The sequence below is a fragment of the Paenibacillus aceris genome, assembly GCF_017874035.1.
Taxonomy (GTDB): Bacteria; Bacillota; Bacilli; order Paenibacillales; family NBRC-103111; genus Paenibacillus_E; species Paenibacillus_E aceris.
On the sequence record NZ_JAGGKV010000004.1, the window covers coordinates 227,251 to 245,332 of the forward strand.

Here is an 18,082-nt window from a genome sequence, read left to right on the forward strand (position 1 = left end):
AGCACCTCCTCGTCCATTAACCTATACCATTAAACGCCGATTTTCTTCAGCTTGTCGTCAAGGAATTTTTTCGCTCGCGGGATATCCTGCTCATCCAGGTGCTCGATAATTATCGGGATATTCGGATGCAGCTTGGACAGCTTTTGCAAATATAACTCATAGTTCAGGATCCCGAGGCCTGGAGCTGGAAGCTCCACAGCGCCAGCTCCACGAAAAGTGTGCGATTCGACCGCGTCGATTTCAGCATGCTTCTCTGACATATCCTCAGCAGGCTTGCAGTCTTTGGCATGCGCAATTTTAATTTTGTCGCCGAGTGTGTTGAAAATGCGGTTCAGCGTTTCGTCGACATGGCCGATGTTGCTGTCCGTGAAGTAGTTGGTCGGATCCATCAACAGCCCGAGCCCCGGATGATTCACATCGGAAAATAAGCGGGCCAGCGCGTCGACTGAGCCAATCACGTTATTTACGTAATTTTCCACCAGGAATACTGATCCATGGTCATAAGCGAATTTGGCAAGTTCTTCAATTTGCCTGCATGTCATCTCGTATGCTTCTTCCGTGCCATTCTTCGAATCCCATACCCAATCGCTTTCCGTATTGAAAGTCCCCGTCTCACTGATGACGTACGGGCTTCCCAAATCGCGGGCGAACTTCAGCAAGGTTTGCAAACCAAATAAATTCTGTTCTCGCTTCTTAGGGTCCGGATGAATGATATTCGTATAGCCGGATATGCAGACGATCGGCAAATTGGCTTCACGGAAGGCATCGCGAATGGTGTGGCATTTCTCCGTAGTAAGCGACTCGAACGCAAGGTCCATTCCTTTGAAAGACAGATCCAGTTGAACGCAGGAAAATCCGTCCCTTTTCATGCGGGAAATGGATTCTTCTAGAGAATAAGGATAGTACCCGTTAAAAATACCGACTGAGATCATACGTGAATTCCTCCTTGAGAATAGGTTTATTCAAATGAGTTTGTTACTTCGGAGATCTTAACCGTCCTGCCTTCGGCAATGGACTTGTAGCAGGCATCTACCGCCGCCATAGATTTCAAGTTGTCCCGGCCGCCAATTTCCGGCTCGCTGTCTGTCTCTACTGCGCGCAGCAGCTGCGCCATCGTCCCTTGGAAAGCATCCGGAAACCAGACTTCATCCCACTTCGGGCGAAACCACTCATTCGGTGCTTGCCTAGTCGTAAATTCCAACGTACTTGGCGATCTCTCCGGATAAACCGGCCAACCGATCGTCCCCTGAGCCATGCCTTCCAGTCCTTCAACCCGCCATTTGATAAAAATGTCCTTCTCTGTCCCTTCTCCTGGCCATGCCCAGACGTCATCCAGACTGGTCGCCATCAACTCGTTCGCATACTGAAACGTATATTGCGAAATTCCATCGATATGCGCGAATTTCGTGCGGGGATCACTCCTCGTGACAGCCGTGATCTTCTCCGGATCGCCAAACAAATAACGGAACACATCAATATGATGTATGCCCATATTCAAAATCTCAAGATGCTCATACTTATGCAAGAAGTCCTGCCAATGGGGAATCGCACGCATTTCAATCGTTGCCAGCACAGGCCGCCCAAGATATCCGCGGTCAAGAATCGTCTTCAGAGCGCGCATCGATTGGTCGTAGCGCATATTGGAATTGACGGCGATTTTGATCCCCGCTTTCTCGCACAACTCCACAATTTGGCGTGCATCGCGTGAATTCATAGCAAGCGGCTTCTGGCACAAAATGCCCTTGATATGCTTCATCTTCACAGCAAGACGAACGACTTCGAGCTGCCTGTCCGGAGGAAACGCGATGTCCAAGATCTCGATTTCCGGAGACTGGACCAGCTCTTCCCACGACCTGTACACATTTGGAATGCTTCGCAATTCGGCAACCGCCTTGGCATTCTCGTAAGTCCGCGATGCAATGGCTACCGGATTAAAGCCCGCATCCCGATATGCCACAAGATGGCAGTCCCGCATGATAAACCCGGAACCGATGCAGCCGATGCGAAAATCTTTGCGTGCCGGCATTTCGGGCGCGATATTCAAGTTCAAATCCATCTTAACCATCCGTTATCCCTCCTTATGTTTCTATCCACAAACCGTTCATGAATCGGATCTGTTCACCTGCCCGTATCCCCCTGGCTCCTGTAAGTTCGTGCTCGTAAGGAAGATTGAATGCATCAGTTACATATGTGTAAGGTTCTAGCGAATAAGCCGATGCCCATTCCGGGCGAAACAAGACAAGAAAAGGAAAGATGTGATCCAACTGATAGGCAATCGTATAACCTCGATCCTTCATTTGGATACGGCAGGTACGATCCATCTCCTGGTCCATGGATAGCAGAGAACAGCCGGCAACCGGATAGTCCTCAATCGGGACGCCTTCACGCAGCCTTTGGCTGAAGGCAGATCCCTCCGGCCTCCCGGTCACGAACGCTTGATTCGTAACGGGCCATTCCGCAGCCGCAGGGATCTGAAGGACAATCTGTTTCCCGCTCGCGAATGGCAGTGGAAAGTAAGGATGAAGCCCAAATGCAAACGGCGCTTCATATACGCCTTCATTTTCGATCATACCTTCCAGATAAAGACGTCCCTCCTTCAGCCGGTACGTCATCGCAAAGGTCAACAGATGGGGGAAATACGCCATGATCTCCGGATGATCCGCATACCGAAAGCGGCTTGTTACCCAGGCCCCTTCCTCCTGCGACGCGCCATAACCCGCAATCTCCCATGCTTTGGAACAAATTTCTCCATGCAGGTGATGGTCAGGAGGCTCGTTCAAAGGCAGTTTGTATTCACGTCCCCTGAAGGAAAAACGTCCGTTACGCACCCTGTTCGGCGGAAATAATAGGGGTATGCCATATTGGAATGCGGCGAGCGGTTCGCGCCGTAAGGAATCTAAGCTAGCCGGCGGTAGAATGATCTCATGTCCGCCGCATTCGAATCGAAAGAGATTATTGCCGATGGCCGGAATCAGTTCCGCCGTGGAACTGCTCTCCGTATCGGTTAACTGGATGACCGAGAATCCCTCTTGGAACACAGAGCCCGCCCAATATCTGCTCATATGCGCCCTCCTTTTACCAATACAGTTCCTCTTCCAGCCTGCGATACTGCCCAGGACGCAGAGGTGCCGTCTCATAAATTTTCCGGTTGTTATAGAACGGATGATGTGTCCCAGCCGGGCTTAAATGAATGACATCATCACCGCGCCAACGCGTAATAAATTCCTGTCCAACTGCCTTTTCCACCGTCTGGCGCTCGCTAAGCGGAAACGTGATTGTAATCTTCTCTCCCTCTTGAACTTGACCCAACATAAGAAAACGCTGATTTACCCACATGCTCGGATCACCGCCGGACTGTGTTCGCACCGCATTGCCCAGCTCCCGGTGAACGGCTACCTTCGCATAGCCAGCCCAATCCGGAATGCGTACTTGCAGTCTCGGCACGCTGCGATGAATGTCCAACTCCACCCGGCCTTCGTGCGGCAGATAGCTGCTGACATCAAGCCATCGCGAGCCGCGGTTCAAGAGGAAATTCACGCTGACGGTATCATTATGCGATGTGATCGTGTTGCTCCAGCCCATAAACAGCCCTCTTGTTCCTGAACCGATACAGCACGTCTGCAAATCGCTAGTATGTCCTCTGCCTCCGCTCACATTACAGCAAAAATCATTGGGGGCGGAATACCCGGCAAAAGCTCCTCGTGCGCGCTCCGCCACGTTATAGTAGGATTTCATGCCAATATCGTCATTTGCCTTATCTGCAGCATCCTCGACCCAATCTAGATTCAAGAGCTGGGATTCCGTCAGATGATTACGCAGGAAACGCTCTACAATACCCCAGTATTCAACGTAGCCGCTGCGAGCGAGTGTAATCCCAGTGGAAATTAGATCAACGAGCGAGCACGTCTCATGCTCGAAGGCTTGTTCATGCATGTCTCCCGGCGTCCAGCCAAACGTCGTGCAGCGTGTCAGCGCCCAATCGTAGCTCTTCTTGACGAAGTGAATGAGAGAGGCGTCCTGCGTGTGCCAGCCAAAACGTGCAAGCGCATCAAGCGTGCCGATGCGGGTATGAAAGTGTCCGCTGCGGAAGGCAAGCGCATCGTTAAAGCTGCCGTCAGGATGGAAGACACCGCTGCGATGAACGATGAGCGCCGAGAAAAACTGGCATAGCTCGAACGCATCCGAATTCCCCGTCAGCTCATAGTATTTCAGAAGCGGCATCACCAACCGTCCGCAAAATGCCGCAGGATCCGGGGCAAGCCGGAGTTGGACCGCGTTCGTGGACGGCCAACCTTTCGTTGTATACTCGGAAGCCGGATAGTACCAAACGTCCTTCTCCTTCACAGCGATTCGTTTGAGCGCAGCCACATGTTTATCCGCAACATGCTTGATCTTGCGATCGCCGGTTGACATGTACCAAGAAGTTAATGCCAAGATGACGGCACGCTGGTCGATTAAATTGGCATTGGTCTCCCAAGGCGCCTTAGGATTTAATTGCCGGTAACTAAGTCCGTCATCCTTGAAAAAGCTCAAGAAATTAGCTCGATAACGCTCCTCAATGTCGCGTCCCCGCTGGTCTCCTGTCATGTGCCTCGCCAAAATCAGAGCATCCACCAAGCGGCCGTGGCTGGAGCCGTAGTCCCAATCTCCATGCGTCAAAAACGCTGGTTTCTCCATTAAATTCGCTGCAAAAAACGGAATATATCCGAAGTCCTCATCTGCCATACCGATAATCGCGCTAAGAACGTGCCCTGCCCGTTCCTCAAGATGAAGTGTATCTGGAATTTGTTTCATTTCCTGGGAAATCATCGAGTTATCTCCTTCGCTATACTTTAATAGGAGGCATGATCACAATTTTGCCGTCCTCCACGGTAACCTTTACTTTGTTCATTTCTTTCGCTCCGATTGTTTCTAAGTAGCTTGCGGGAATTTGCAAACGTCCCGCTTGGTCCAGCACCGCATATTCGATGTGAGACTCTTCTTCTTGCACATCTTCAATGCCCTGCTCCTGGTCTAGAAGCTCTTGCTCGTACGACTTGCGTCTCACAATTTCTGACGATGTTTTCCCGTCTCGAATGGCAACGACACGATCCACCTTCTTGGCCAGCGCAGGATCGTGTGTCACAATAACAATGGTGAGACCCAGATCCCTGCATAGCTGCCGGAACAAGTCTAGAATTTGGTTCGCCATGTTCGTATCCACCGAACCGGTCGGTTCATCCGCCAGCAGCAGCTTCGGATGATTCGCCAGCGCTATGGCAATAGCCACCCGCTGCTGCTCGCCCCCAGATAACTGATTCAACTTGTTGTTCCTTCGATGGCTAAGCCCGACAGCTTCCAACAATTCAATCGCTCGTTCCCGTTTGCGTTTGCCTCGAAGCAGGATGGGCAGTTCCACATTTTCCTGCGCCGTTAAATACGGAATCAAGTTACGCGCATTGTTCTGCCAGACGAAGCCCACTGACTCGCGTTTATACTTCACGAGATCTTTCTCCCGCATTCCCAGTAGATCTTTACCGTCCACCATCAATCGGCCCGCTGAAGGGCGGTCAAGTCCTCCAAGCATGTTTAGAAGCGTTGATTTGCCGCTGCCGCTGTTTCCGATAATGGCCATCAGTTCGCCTGGCTCCACATGCAGGTCCAACCCCTGTAAAGCAACGACTTCTAAATCGGCTACTTTGTAAATCTTCACCAAATTATCGCAATGTATCATGCTAATCCTCCCCAAGCTTAACGGCCTGATGAATCCGGATTCGCGAAACGATATGTCCCAGAACCGCAAGTCCAATTGTGATCATGACGGTTACGATTCCATACAGCCGCTCTGTGTCGCGCCTGTCGAAGGTGACTTGAAACGGCGGTACTTGCGTTGAAGGGTCGAAGGAAAGTTCGAATAAAGGCACGAACAAATGGCTGGCTAAATTCCCCGTCATAATCCCGATAAGGATCGCTGCGCCCGATACCATCACCTGTTCGCCAACCAACATGACAATCAATTGCCCAACAGATACGCCCATCGCCCGAAAAATACCGTATTGCAGCGTTCGTGCGGATAATGACAGCACCCAATACAGTAAAAATCCAAAAAAGCAAACGACTACCGAGATGATAAACCCTAAGGTCATCACGCCATTAATCGCCAATTGGAAGGGATCCTTGATCGCCTTAATCTGTTCCTGTTTCGCATCGGTGACGGATTCAATTTCGTAGCCATGAGTGCTGACGGCTTGATATACGCTATTACTGCTCGACTCCGGCGTAAGCTTCATCCATACTTCATAAGGTTCGATCGCGAGATTGTTCTGGATGTAGGCCAAGTGGCCAACGATCAACATCGGCTTCTTCACTTTTGTCGTAGTTCCTGACTTTGTCGTAACCGACACGGTATCTCCTGCTCCCGGATTAGGGTTCCAGGACGGCCAATAATCAATGATTCCGAACACGGTAAATGAAGCCGGCTCTACATTTTGCCAGCCAGCCGTAATGGTATCCCCAACTTTCACGCCATATTCTTCCGCTATGGATCTGGAAATTAGAATAGCTGATGGATTTTTGGCGATGAGGTTTAAATAATCGTAAATATGATGATCAAGCAATTTGTCCCGCAGCCAAGCCGTCTCGCCGAAATCCTTCGTATCGATGCCCATCAGCTCAACCTGGGCCGAGGTCTTGCCTTTATTAAAGGAGGCATCCTTTCGGATAAATACCTTTGCCGCATGATCGACACCTGGAAATTGCGTAAACGGCAAGAAACTCGGTTCACTATATTGAACCTTTTGCGGCGGGCTCACTGTCGTATCGGAGACGTCTTCCGAAGCCGCGCTGTCATCTTCAGAACCCTCAGCACCGAACAAGATAGCTGGCGGCGCATCATTCTCCCAGTGGATTTTCATGACGATATCAGCACCTGCGGAATAACGGATTTTATCCGTCGTATTCTGATTGATCGTGCGAGTTGCGCTAGCGCTGAATAGCCCTGTCGCGATCGTAATAATGAGAAATACCATAATAAACTGATACTGAATAATCGAGCGGCTCACCTGTATTAAAGTGGTATACACGGTTGGAGGCCACCATCTTTTGCCTACTTTATACAATAGCTTCATAAACAAGGGGTACAGCCGAAGCACAAGCAAGCCGAGTCCTAAAATAAACATGGCCGGAATGAGGAATAAAAGCGGATCAACTCTTAAATCAGCAGACTTTAATCCGAGTGAAAGAATGTCCTTTACTCTCGTTTTATAATTTTGTAACCCATACAGCGAAATGCCGATGATCGCGATATCGAGAAAAAACTTATGCCAAAAAGATTGCTTCTGCATTCTTGCCGACTGCTGCTTATGGCCGACAATCGTGACTCTCGTAGCGAGGATAACAGGTATCAATGTCATCACAAGCGAGGCGGCAATGGCCGTCAATGCGTAAAGGAAAGCATCTTCGCTAAGCTTGGTTTCCAGCTTTGCACGCTGCACAAATTCAAGAAATCCGCTTGAGGCTCCTAATAATTCGGTGAGCTTGGCACCGAGATAGGGCCCGACCGTAAACGCGATGGCACCAAGTACAAGGCCTTCGGCCGCATAACTAAAAACGATTTGCAGCCGGCTCGCCCCTCTGCTTCGCAGCACGGCGATTTCCGTTTTCTGACGTTCCGTGATCAAGTTAGCCACCATAAATAAGTAAAAAGCGAGCATCAGCATGACCGGTACATTGAGCGACCATAGCATCTTCCGTAAATTTGTTTCTTTTACGTAATAATTACTAAGCGTTTGTAACGCTGGAGCGTTCTTATTATGAGAGTCGTAATGAGCATCCATAAACGTATTGATCGCTTGATCGTTATATAGAAATTCGTCGGCAGATGCCAGCGTCAACAACTTATAATCGAGTGCAAAGTACCAATAGCTGGATTGGACATTCAGCTTCCCGCCCACGGTGAACTCTTTTTCGAACAAATTAAAATCAATAAGAAAACTGTTCTTGTAGCTGCTCGTATTGTTGTACCAGTAGATATCGGTGTAGTCCTTACGATCGAAGACGCCAACAGGCTTAATTGAGATTGGCTGCGGCAAACTGGCATCCTTGATGATAAACACGGTATTGAGTACCATCCCCAGCTCGGTCAGCGCCTCTGGCGCAACAAGCGCTTCATACACGCCTCCCACCGATTCTTTCGCAGGAAGTCGTCCATCCACTAACCGAATATGGCTTTCCATACCGTCAATGGCAGAAATATCCGCCGATCTTTGGATATTGATATCGATTTTGTCTGGCTCCGCAGGAACTAGATTGTAGCGCTGAGTCGCTCTTTCGCTGACGAAATTTTGTACGGGAATGCCAAAACGTCTCTCTTTTTCCTTCAGGAATTGTTCGGTTTCCGCGATGTTGGCAGGCTTTTGCTGTTTGTCTTGCTCAGACAAAGCAGCCGAAATCCAGTAAATTCCAGGGTATTGATTGCTGCCCAACTGCAGCTGCTGCATTTCTTGGATCAACATTCTCTGTAAAATGGCGCTCGTATAAATCGGCATGCTGCTCGCCAAAGCGACGGATAGCACGAGTCCGAACAACAGGCTAAGCTCAAGCCATTTATTATTGATCATTTTGCGCAAGATCATGATAAATAACGCCAATGTCTTAGCCTCCTTAATTGTTCAGAATGATCTGCTGTCCTTCGCTTAAGCCCTTTCGTATTTCCACTTCCGTTGCTGCTACAATCCCTTTCTCTACATCCACCTCTTTGCGGCTCTCGCCGTCCAGCACCTGCACGTAATCGCGACCCATGTAGTTGCGCAAACCCGCTCTTGGAATAACGATCACTTGATCCCGTTTCTGGGTCACAATCGTGATGTCGGCTTGGCTGCCTATCGTCACACCCTCAGGCAAATCCGCGATTTGAATGTAAAGAGCCTTGGCGTTTTTGTCCTGAATCGCTTTATTGCTATTTGGCGGTGCGGAAAGAGGTGTTTGAACGACTTTCCCGGCTATCGTCTTATCCTTCAATTTGACGGTTACATCCATGCCCACTTCAACCCCGCCCAAATCGTTCTGGCTGGCTGCCGTGTAAACCAGCTTCATCTGTCTCGGATCCGAAAGCGTAATGACTTGTTTATAGGCAGCTACTTGGTCGCCGGGCTGGATGGTATCGATAAACGTAACAATCCCATTAATCGTCGATGTGAGCCTTGAGTTCTGAAGCTGATCCTGCAGAGATTTCAATTGGAGTTGAGCGCCTTCCATATCAAGCAGTTTTAGTCGGATATCGGGATCATCGGCATCCTTCTCAGACATCGCTTGCTGCATCGATATTTTAAGCTTCTCGATGGAAATTTGCTGAAGCTTAATTTTCATATCCAAATCAGAAGTTTCCGTCGTTGCCAGCACATCACCGACTTTTACTTGATCGCCCAATTTCACGTTAATTTGTCTTAATCGTGCGCCAGACTCCGAATAGAACAAATAATCCATTTTGTCCGAAGCAAATGTTGCAACGCCTGTAATTTGCTGTGCGATATTGCTGCGTTTCACGGCGTATAGACTCAATGTCTCCTTGGCGGGCTCGACAAGCGGCGGTTTCAATTCTCCTTCCTCGACCGGCAGCAGCGAGCACCCCGTTAACATCCATGCCATACAACATGTGCCGATCACCGGCAGCAAGACTCGCTTAAGTCGCATCGACAATTTGGCCATCCTCCAATGCGTAAACATGATCGGCAAAGCTCATAATGGCAGGATCATGCGTCGTAAGAATGATCGTCATTCCCTCGTTCTGCACGAGATCCTTGAACACTCGCATCACTTGCGCCCCCATTTTGCTGTCCAGCTCGGCTGTTGGTTCATCAGCGAGAATTAAAGCCGGCTTATGCGCAATCGCTCGCGCAATGGCCACCCGCTGCTGCTCTCCCCCCGACATCTCAAACGGTCTGTGCTTCATTCTTGCCTTCAGACCTACATAGTCAAGCGCGTTTTCCGCATAATTTTTAAAATGCACAGACTTTACGCCGGCAATTCGCAAGCCGAATTCGACATTCTCATAGGCCGTCATCAGAGGAACGAGGCCGAAGGATTGAAAAATAAGCCCCATCTCCTTGCGCCTGAGCGCGTTGCGTTTCTTCTCTGAAAATGAGCTGATTTCATTCCCGTTGAAAAACACGTGCCCCTCCGTCGGTTTGTCCAGAGCCCCCAAAATGTTAATTAAGGTCGTTTTCCCGGAACCCGATCTTCCTCTCAGCGCAATGAGCCGTTTGGCTGGTATGCTAAAACTTGCCCCTCGCAAAGCATGAACAGCAGAGGAGCCGCGTCCAAATATTCTTGTAACACCTTCCGCCTGAATAAGGGGCGGGGAACTCGGTTGTTGCTGCGCAATCATAGCTGCTCACGCTCCTGTTTTGACATTTTACGGTTAGTAAAAGAACTCCAGTTCGAAAACTGGAGTTCGACTTGTTGTTCCAAAGCTATTAGCCGTTTTGCAGTGTCCACAAAACAAGGGCATCCAAAAGCTTCCAACTATCGGCAGTCGCATTATCATAATTACCGGCAAAGGAGAAGAATGAAAGGCGAGCTTTCACTTCATAACCGTTATCGGCATGCGATCCTTTATTATAGTAGAAGATCGTCGCCTCTTTCGGTTTGCCAGGGATCGTAGCAATCACTTTTGCTTCCTTACCCGGAAGTCCGTAAGCGATAGCCGTTTTATTATCAGTTGTTAATAGAAGGTCCACATCTCCTGAGAGTCCAGCCGCCGCCTTTTCTTTAGGCAAGTTAATCGAAGTAGAGGTGATATTATATTCGTTTGTGTTTTCCTCTTGCGATGAAAGTCCGAGATAGTACATGCCATGATTTTTCAAGTAAACAGTCGGTATGGCAACATCCTTCAATAAACCGGAACGAAGATATTTGGAGTTCAACGTGTTGCTGACAAATACCAAATCATAGCCTTCCGTTTTTTCAACCGTTAATTTATCACAATTGACCCAAGTAACTTTGAAACCGAGATCTTTTAAACGATTAATAATTTTCTCATCATCCGGAGTCTCTTTAAGCTGTGTCATTTGTGAACTTTGACGTGTAACGAAGAGAAGCTTTTTGCCTTCCGCAGAAATTTCTCCGCCAGGCGCTGCAGGCTCATTGCCAGTCTCATTGCCAGGATTAGGCTCAGTTGCCGGTTCTTCAGGAGCGCCGCCGGCAAGAATTTGCTTCGCCGCATAGCTGGCAAGAGCCAGCATCTTGCGTGTAGCCGATGCTTTCCCGTCGAATTTGCCACCGGACAGATTCGTCAGCAAGTTTTTCTCAAGCGCCAATGCGACATAACCTTTCGCCCAATCATCAACGGAAGAATCGTCAACTGGTGTAGCCGCTTGAGCTTCAGCATCCAAGCCTAGTCCGCGAATAAGGAATGCTGCCAGTTCTTGACGGGACACATCACCTGCCGGCCTGTAAGTTTTACCTTCAGCATCGTACCCGTTTGTTAAACCTGCCGTCTTCAAAGCTTCAATATAAGGAAGCGCGTAAGAGTTGGCGGCGTCATCGGATCTAACATCCGTGAAGGAAGAAGTTGTCAACGATGCATCAGTTTCCAAGTTGAAAATAATGGCAGCAACTTTTGCAAATTGAGCACGGTTCATCCGGGCATTCACTCCGAACGAGTCCTCTGACAGCCCATTAAAAACGCCGTCTTGAATGAGAGCATCGAACTTATCCTTTTCGTCTTGCGGCAAATTCTTTAAGTCTTTGAAATCGTCGACGCTCTTGACTGCGGCTGTTGTCGTTTCCGCCTCCGCTGCCGAGGCAAGCGGCAGGATCGTTGCGAACAAGAGGAGGATCGATAGTAGCGAGAATACAAATTTTTTCACGTGAATCACCTTCCTAAATATGATTTGTAAGGATTGTTTTTTTGCAAAATTGGTTATTACTTGTTCGAGGTTGCTGCCTTGTCAATTTCAGTTTTAGCCGCCTTCACCGTATCAATCGACTTCGTGGCCGCCTCCTGCACCATGCGCAGCGCTGTAACCGAGTCCTTGGATTCTTTAAAAATTAGCGGCTGGAATACGCCTTGGACAGGAACATCGTACCAAACTAAGCCTTGATTACGAGCAGCGGGAGGCATCGCATTTTTGCTGTAAAAAATCGATTCCACATGTTTGCCCTGCATTTGAGGCAAGTTTTTCCCGAAAGCCGCTTTGACCGCATCCGTTTGAAGCGAACCAATAACGCCTTCTTTGGCAAGCTCGATCTGGTGCTCTTCGGAGAGCAGGGCATCCATGACCTGGAAGGCAAGATCTTTTTTCTTCGATTGCTTCGTAATATACATCGAATATACATTAGGCTGATATTTCGTATTTGGAGCATCACTTAAAGAAGGAACAGAAGCAATGTCAAAGTTCAGGTTTTTGTTTTCCTCATAGAACTTGACCAGATGATCGCTTACCGTTGCGACAGCCATGGCGATATTCGGCTTTGAAGCGAACGTTTCCACGGTATCGAATTGATTGGCTGGAATATCGTAGAATCTTCTCATATTATCTACAAGCTTTTTCCAACCCGGGTCGCTCATATCCCCCTTATCCTCGGTTTTGCTTAACGGAGATAAGGACAATTGATTGTAATTTAAATAATGACCTGGATTTTGCGAAAAGCCTTTATACGTGATGTCGCCTTCAACGCGTGTCAACTTTTTGGCTAACTCATAAATCTCATCATACGTCATGCCGTCTTTCGGATAATCCACGCCAAATTTATCGAAAATATCTTTGTTGTAAAATAACGCAAAATCGTTGTTATAAAACGGCAGCCCGTATATTTTTCCATCCGGGGTTAAATTTTTCACTTGCGCCATGAAGGCCGGATTCAATTTACTCGTATCAAAGTTATACTTTTTGATCAAATCGCTAATATCATATTGAAGGTCGTTATCAATCAAATATCTTTGAACGTTCATTCTGGTGTCATCCATAATGATGTCAGGGATCGTACCGGCTGCAATCAAGTCCTTGTACTGCCTGCCTGGGTTATCCCAGTGAACATGCTTAATCGTGACATTCGGAAATTTCTTTTTAATAAAATCGCCTATTTGCTTCTGGAAAATATCTTCTTTGACGTAATAAGCCGGCCACACGGTATAAATAAACAATTCGTTATCCGGTGACGATTGCGCTTGAGGTGAATTCTTTTCATCCGTACCGCCCGGTTTAGAGCTTGGAGCAGCTTCGTTTGTACATCCTGCCGCTAGTGCAAGTGTAAGAGCCAGAGCGAAGCTTACTTTTAAACTTTTCATTAAAATAACTCCCTCCTTCGTCGACTAAGAGTTAACAGCTCACCTTAACCATTTTGCAACGTCCACAAGACAATGTTATCCCAGAGCTTCCATCCAGCATCCGTAGATGTATCCTGCATGCCATTACTCCAATAGTAGTATGATAATCGCGCTTTCACTTCATAACCGTTATCGCCTTTCGCGCCTTTATCGTAGTAATAGACAGCAGCCTTGGCGTGATCGCCGGGAACTGTAGCAATTACTTTCGCTTCCTTGCCTGGGAGACCATAACTGACGCCGAAGTTATCGCCGGTTTCCGTGTAAACATCCACAGTCCCCGATAAACCGCCAGCAATCTTATGCTTGCTGTCGACGATTTCGACCGATTTCAGCTTCTTCACTGTCGTTCCTTCCTCTTGGGAGGATAAGCCGAGGTAGAACATGCCGTGACTTTTCACATAGACGGTTGGAATGGCAACTTCCTTCATTGCGCCTGTTTTGAGAAATTTCGAATTGGTCGTTTGGCTAACGTAGATCAGGTCGTAACCTTTCGTCGCATCGGCCGTTAACTCACGGTCGCTCAGATGCGTTACGCTGAATCCCATTCCCTTCAAGCGGGCAGCAATCGCAACATCTTCAGCAGGAAGCGGTTCCGAATCTCTTCCAACGAGGAGCACTTTCTTTCCTTTCGGTGAAACTTCCGCTTGCTGGGCAGGCTCTGGTGTACTAGCAGATGGTGCTGGCGCTGCAGCCTGCGGCGAAGCTGGCTGTTCGCTTGCCTTGGGAGTATCCGAGGCCGTCGCAGCCGGAGCCTTGGACGAACTTGCCGGTGCAGGACTCGCCGTATTCGTCGCTTCCGCCGTTGCGGTTGCCGTCGCGGTTGCTGCTGTTGTTGCTGTTGCTGTAGCCGTAGGTGCCGGAGACGCTGAAACTTTGGAAACATCCGCCGTTGCGGCTGTTGTCGCAGCTGGCGTCACAGTCGGCGCCGGTGTGATCGAAACATTCGGGTCGGCAGCTTGCTTGGATGATGCGCAGGCACTGATAGCAATGGTCATGAACACCATGATCAGCACCATAAGAAAACGCTTCATTATGCGTTCCCCCCTTTTCATATTGGGATGAAGTGCCCCTCCAGATGTCTATCGGAGTCGGAGGGGCCGATTGCTGCGGTTACTTTGCGGCTTTCTCGGTTTGAATCGCTTTCGTTGAAGATTCTTCAATCATGCGCAGTGCGGTTACAGAGTCTTTGGATTCTCCGAAGATCAGTGGCTGGAACACGCCGTGCACAGGTACGTCGATGTAAGTTAAGCCTGAAGCGCGAGCAGCCGGTGGCATGGCGTTTTTGCCATAGAATATGGCTTGCGTGTGCTTGCCTTGCATTTGCGGTAAGTTTTTCCCGAACGCTTCTTGTACTTTAGGCGTTTGCAGCGGTCCGATAATACCTTCCTTGGCGAAATTGATTTGCATTTCCTCGGATAGCAGGTACTGGATCACTTGGAACGCTTGATCTTTCTTCGTCGACTGTTTGGAGATGTATGCAGAGTACAAATTCGGTTGAGCTTTGACTCCTGGAGCATCAGCAAAGGATGGCATAGCTGCAATATCAAAATTCAAGTTTTTATTTTGCTCGTACCACTGAACGATCTTTTCCGTAACGTGGACACTCATCGCCATGTTCCCTTTTGGAAAGTCATCGACGGATGTAAATTGGTTGGCCGGAATTTCGTAGAAGCGTCTTAAGTTGTCAACTTCCTTCTTCCAGCCCGGCGTGTTCATCTCAGCCTTGTCTTCTGTTAAGCTAAGCGGTGAAAGCGAGAGCTGATTGTAAGTCATGTACAAACCAGGATGCTGCTGGTAGCCCTTGTACGTTTTTTCACCTTCTACACGGGTCAGCTTTTTAGCCAATTCATAAACTTCATCGTAGGTCATGCCGTCTTTCGGATAATCGACACCGAATTTATCAAAAATATCTTTGTTGTAGAAAAGGACGAAATCGCTCAATTGGAAAGGCAAACCATAAATTTTCCCTTCCGGCGTCACATTCTTCATCTGCGCCATAGCCGCAGGATTTAATGTACTGGTGTCGAAATTATACTTTTTGATGAGATCGGTCATGTCGTACTGCAAATCATTTTTCAAAATATTACGCTGCAGATTCATCCGCGCATTATCTATGATAATGTCAGGAACCGTTCCGGCTGCAATCAGATCCTTATACTGCCGGCCAGGATTATCCCACTGTACGTGTTTGAAAGTGAGATCAGGAAATTTCTTCTTGAGGTATTGCCCAACCTGCTTCTCCCAAATGTCTTCTTTTGCGTAAAAGGCAGGATACACCGTATAAATGAATATTTCGTTATCCGGTGATTTGCTTTCTGAGGCAACGGGCTGCTTGTCAGTGCTCGCAGGCTCTGACGTACAACCTGTCATTATGACAAATGCCGAGGTGATCATTAACGATGCTTTGAGAAATTTTTTCATTTTCTCTGTGAACCTCCCAATCAAAATATCAAATTTTGTATACTTTAACTTTATTACTTAATGATTACGTTTACATTAGGGGGGTTCTCCATCATTATAGGTTGTTTATTGCATCTTTCCCTTGGATGCAATTTTTGTCTGCTTGCAGGGTTCGTCTTCATTTTTTACCTACCGACCACGCAACGGCTGCATCAAACAGCTTCCAGCCATTGTCAGTGCGGTTGATTTCTTCCCCTCCGGTTAGATTAAAGAACATCCGCCTGGCAGGCAAAGGCTGACCGCTCATATTCGCATCGCCCTTTTCGAAAGCACAAATCACCGCACGTTTGTCATTATCCGGCGCTGAAGCAACAATGACGCCCCCTTGCGGCACAACATAACTAATCTTGGCTTCATCCTTATAGATATCCACACTGCCGGGCAGTCCGGCTGCGAGCTCATGTTTGCTATCCTTGATAGCAATCGCTCGACCGGTGTATTCGCCGTAATCCGAATCATCTTTGCTTGCTAAACCGACCTGACCCAAAATTTTGCCATTCGCATAGATGACGGGCGCAGTGGACCCCAATAATTTGTCCGCGACGCGATGGGAACCTGCAAACGAACTGACAAAAACAAATCCGTAATTTTGGGCCTGCTCTGGCGTAAGTTCTTTGTCAGACAGCAGGGTAACTTCGTAGCCTAACTCCTTCAAATGCTTCATGACAATTCGGTCGTTCGCGCTGTCCGTACCGACGTAAAGTGCTTTCTTCGCAGTCCCGGCATCTTTTTGCGTCGGCGTTGAACAAGCTGCGCTCGTTACAATAACGGCTACGATGAACAACCAGGCTAAAAGCCGCTTCATAAAATCTCCTACCTCCTTCTCAAGAGCAGAAATTATTTACTCTCTTGCGCCCAGCGAACAGCTGCATCAAACAGCTTCCAGCCATCGTCGGTTTGATTAATTTCTTCCCCGGTCATCAAATAGAAGAAAACTTCACGCGCAGCAACCGTCTTCCCTTTTACATTCGTCGCACCTTTCTCATAGGCAAAAACAGTCGCTTTCATTTCATCATTTGGCACGGTAGCCACAACGATCGCTTCTTTGCCTGGTGTCGCATAACTCATTTTCCCGTTATCTTTGTAGACATCCACATTGTTTTGCAAACCGGCTGCCAACGCATGCTGACTGTTTCGGATTTGAATCGTCTTTGCCGCGTTGCTGCCTTCAAGCTTGCCGTTCATATCGACGTCGGTCATGCCCGTATCACCGGAAATTTGCGGCTCGTCGTAGATGACAGGCACGGGAATGTCCACAAATTTGTCCTTGATTTTCCCGGAATTGACAGATTCGCTGACAAAAATGAGAGAGAAACCGTTTGCTTTCTCAGTGGTCACTTCTTTGTCGGATACCACAGTAACGTTCAGCCCGTGCTTTTCTTTGAAGCGCTTGATGACAATGCCGTCTCCCCCGCCTTCTTGGCCGATAAAGAGCACGCTTTTCCCGTTGCTCTGCGATTTGGCTGTATTCGTCGATGAAGGTTGGTTGGATACGGATACCGGATGATTCGTGACCGAGCTGCAAGCGGAAAGCGTGAATACCATACAAGCGATTAAGGCGGCACCTAACTTTTTCATAACCGAATTCCTCCCTGTCGGATTCATCATTGATTATTTTTGCCCGTTCTGAGCTGCCCACTGGATAGCTGCATCCAAAAGCTTGAAGCCTTCAGCGGTTTGGTTCATTTCTTCCCCTGCAGATAAATAGAAGAACACCTGCCGTGCAGGCACCGGCTCGTTACTGATGTTTTTCGCACCCTTCTCATAGGCAAAAACAACCGCTTTCTTATCATCCCCAGGCGCTGTCACTACCGTAATAGCCTCTTTGCCCGGTAAGGCGTATCCGATTTTCCCTTCATTTTTATAAACCGCAACTTGATCTTTGAGTCCAGCTGCCAGCGGGTGCTTGGCGTCTTTAATTTGAACTGTTTTCGCCGCGCTGAGCTCATTGTAATCCAGCAGTCCTGTCAGCTGGGAAATGCTTGCCACCTGTGGCTTGGCATACACGACCGGCACGGTCGAGCTTTTAAGTTGCGCATCGATTCTGGAGGAATTGACAGTCGGACTGACATAAACCACCCCATAACCCTTCACACTTTCGGCCTTGAATACGTTATCCGCCATATCAATGACGGTATAGCCGAGCTTCTCAAAATGTGAGATGACATAGGGATCGTTAGTCCCTTCCCCACGTTTGAGATAGAGCATTTTGATAGGACCTGCCGGCGCGCTTGCACTCTGCGACGAGTTCGAACACGCCGCGATGAGTACAAGGGTAACGCCGATTAAACATAGTGCGAGAAGACGTTTCATTTC

The 18,082-nt window shown here is 48.4% G+C and carries 15 protein-coding genes; all 15 read right to left on the bottom strand.

Annotated features, from left to right (window positions below; translation table 11 throughout):
- Positions 1-29: 29 nt before the first annotated feature.
- Positions 30-932 (bottom strand): sugar phosphate isomerase/epimerase family protein, encoded by a 903-nt coding sequence (locus J2Z65_RS10065; RefSeq protein ID WP_167065081.1) that lies wholly within the window; start codon positions 930-932, stop codon positions 30-32.
- Between the two features lie 26 nt (positions 933-958).
- Positions 959-2,065 carry a Gfo/Idh/MocA family protein gene (locus J2Z65_RS10070; RefSeq protein WP_167065084.1) on the bottom strand — a complete coding sequence of 369 codons (1,107 nt, stop codon included), beginning with the start codon at positions 2,063-2,065 and terminating at the stop codon, positions 959-961.
- 13 nt (positions 2,066-2,078) lie between these two features.
- Positions 2,079-3,062, bottom strand: coding sequence for an aldose 1-epimerase (locus tag J2Z65_RS10075; RefSeq protein WP_167065087.1), 984 nt, complete (start codon positions 3,060-3,062; stop codon positions 2,079-2,081).
- A gap of 13 nt (positions 3,063-3,075) precedes the next feature.
- Positions 3,076-4,809 carry a glycoside hydrolase family 127 protein gene (locus J2Z65_RS10080; protein WP_240159945.1) on the bottom strand — a complete coding sequence of 578 codons (1,734 nt, stop codon included), beginning with the start codon at positions 4,807-4,809 and terminating at the stop codon, positions 3,076-3,078.
- 16 nt (positions 4,810-4,825) lie between these two features.
- Positions 4,826-5,713: an ABC transporter ATP-binding protein gene (locus J2Z65_RS10085; RefSeq protein ID WP_167065090.1), complete on the bottom strand. Its 888-nt coding sequence runs from the start codon at positions 5,711-5,713 to the stop codon at positions 4,826-4,828.
- Position 5,714: 1 nt separating this feature from the next.
- Positions 5,715-8,627: an ABC transporter permease gene (locus J2Z65_RS10090; protein WP_167065093.1), complete on the bottom strand. Its 2,913-nt coding sequence runs from the start codon at positions 8,625-8,627 to the stop codon at positions 5,715-5,717.
- Between the two features lie 13 nt (positions 8,628-8,640).
- A complete protein-coding gene (locus J2Z65_RS10095; RefSeq protein WP_167065096.1) occupies positions 8,641-9,669 on the bottom strand; it encodes an efflux RND transporter periplasmic adaptor subunit in 1,029 nt (342 codons plus the stop codon).
- Positions 9,659-10,363, bottom strand: a complete 705-nt coding sequence (locus tag J2Z65_RS10100; protein WP_167065100.1) for an ABC transporter ATP-binding protein — start codon at positions 10,361-10,363, stop codon at positions 9,659-9,661. Before J2Z65_RS10100 ends, J2Z65_RS10095 begins: the two co-directional genes overlap by 11 nt.
- An 88-nt stretch (positions 10,364-10,451) precedes the next feature.
- Positions 10,452-11,846, bottom strand: a complete 1,395-nt coding sequence (locus J2Z65_RS10105) for an S-layer homology domain-containing protein (RefSeq protein WP_167065103.1) — start codon at positions 11,844-11,846, stop codon at positions 10,452-10,454.
- A 56-nt stretch (positions 11,847-11,902) separates the two neighbouring features.
- A complete protein-coding gene (locus tag J2Z65_RS10110) occupies positions 11,903-13,267 on the bottom strand; it encodes an ABC transporter substrate-binding protein (protein ID WP_167065106.1) in 1,365 nt (454 codons plus the stop codon).
- A 44-nt stretch (positions 13,268-13,311) separates the two neighbouring features.
- Complete coding sequence (locus J2Z65_RS10115; protein ID WP_167065109.1) at positions 13,312-14,337, bottom strand: hypothetical protein; 1,026 nt, start codon at positions 14,335-14,337, stop codon at positions 13,312-13,314.
- 79 nt (positions 14,338-14,416) lie between these two features.
- Positions 14,417-15,727, bottom strand: coding sequence for an ABC transporter substrate-binding protein (locus tag J2Z65_RS10120; protein WP_167065112.1), 1,311 nt, complete (start codon positions 15,725-15,727; stop codon positions 14,417-14,419).
- Positions 15,728-15,884: 157 nt separating this feature from the next.
- Positions 15,885-16,571, bottom strand: a complete 687-nt coding sequence (locus tag J2Z65_RS10125) for a hypothetical protein (protein WP_167065115.1) — start codon at positions 16,569-16,571, stop codon at positions 15,885-15,887.
- Between the two features lie 32 nt (positions 16,572-16,603).
- Positions 16,604-17,344: a hypothetical protein gene (locus tag J2Z65_RS10130; RefSeq protein WP_167065118.1), complete on the bottom strand. Its 741-nt coding sequence runs from the start codon at positions 17,342-17,344 to the stop codon at positions 16,604-16,606.
- A gap of 33 nt (positions 17,345-17,377) precedes the next feature.
- Positions 17,378-18,079 carry a hypothetical protein gene (locus tag J2Z65_RS10135; protein WP_167065121.1) on the bottom strand — a complete coding sequence of 234 codons (702 nt, stop codon included), beginning with the start codon at positions 18,077-18,079 and terminating at the stop codon, positions 17,378-17,380.
- Positions 18,080-18,082: the final 3 nt, after the last annotated feature.

Bases quoted from the DNA above. Each gene is read 5' to 3' on its own strand.
- J2Z65_RS10065 (WP_167065081.1), bottom strand. From the start codon at position 932: ATGATCTCAGTCGGTATTTTTAACGGGTACTATCCTTATTCTCTAGAA.
- J2Z65_RS10070 (WP_167065084.1), bottom strand. From the start codon at position 2,065: ATGGTTAAGATGGATTTGAACTTGAATATCGCGCCCGAAATGCCGGCA.
- J2Z65_RS10075 (WP_167065087.1), bottom strand. From the start codon at position 3,062: ATGAGCAGATATTGGGCGGGCTCTGTGTTCCAAGAGGGATTCTCGGTC.
- J2Z65_RS10080 (WP_240159945.1), bottom strand. From the start codon at position 4,809: ATGATTTCCCAGGAAATGAAACAAATTCCAGATACACTTCATCTTGAG.
- J2Z65_RS10085 (WP_167065090.1), bottom strand. From the start codon at position 5,713: ATGATACATTGCGATAATTTGGTGAAGATTTACAAAGTAGCCGATTTA.
- J2Z65_RS10095 (WP_167065096.1), bottom strand. From the start codon at position 9,669: ATGCGACTTAAGCGAGTCTTGCTGCCGGTGATCGGCACATGTTGTATG.
- J2Z65_RS10100 (WP_167065100.1), bottom strand. From the start codon at position 10,363: ATGATTGCGCAGCAACAACCGAGTTCCCCGCCCCTTATTCAGGCGGAA.
- J2Z65_RS10110 (WP_167065106.1), bottom strand. From the start codon at position 13,267: ATGAAAAGTTTAAAAGTAAGCTTCGCTCTGGCTCTTACACTTGCACTA.
- J2Z65_RS10115 (WP_167065109.1), bottom strand. From the start codon at position 14,337: ATGAAGCGTTTTCTTATGGTGCTGATCATGGTGTTCATGACCATTGCT.
- J2Z65_RS10120 (WP_167065112.1), bottom strand. From the start codon at position 15,727: ATGAAAAAATTTCTCAAAGCATCGTTAATGATCACCTCGGCATTTGTC.
- J2Z65_RS10125 (WP_167065115.1), bottom strand. From the start codon at position 16,571: ATGAAGCGGCTTTTAGCCTGGTTGTTCATCGTAGCCGTTATTGTAACG.
- J2Z65_RS10130 (WP_167065118.1), bottom strand. From the start codon at position 17,344: ATGAAAAAGTTAGGTGCCGCCTTAATCGCTTGTATGGTATTCACGCTT.
- J2Z65_RS10135 (WP_167065121.1), bottom strand. From the start codon at position 18,079: ATGAAACGTCTTCTCGCACTATGTTTAATCGGCGTTACCCTTGTACTC.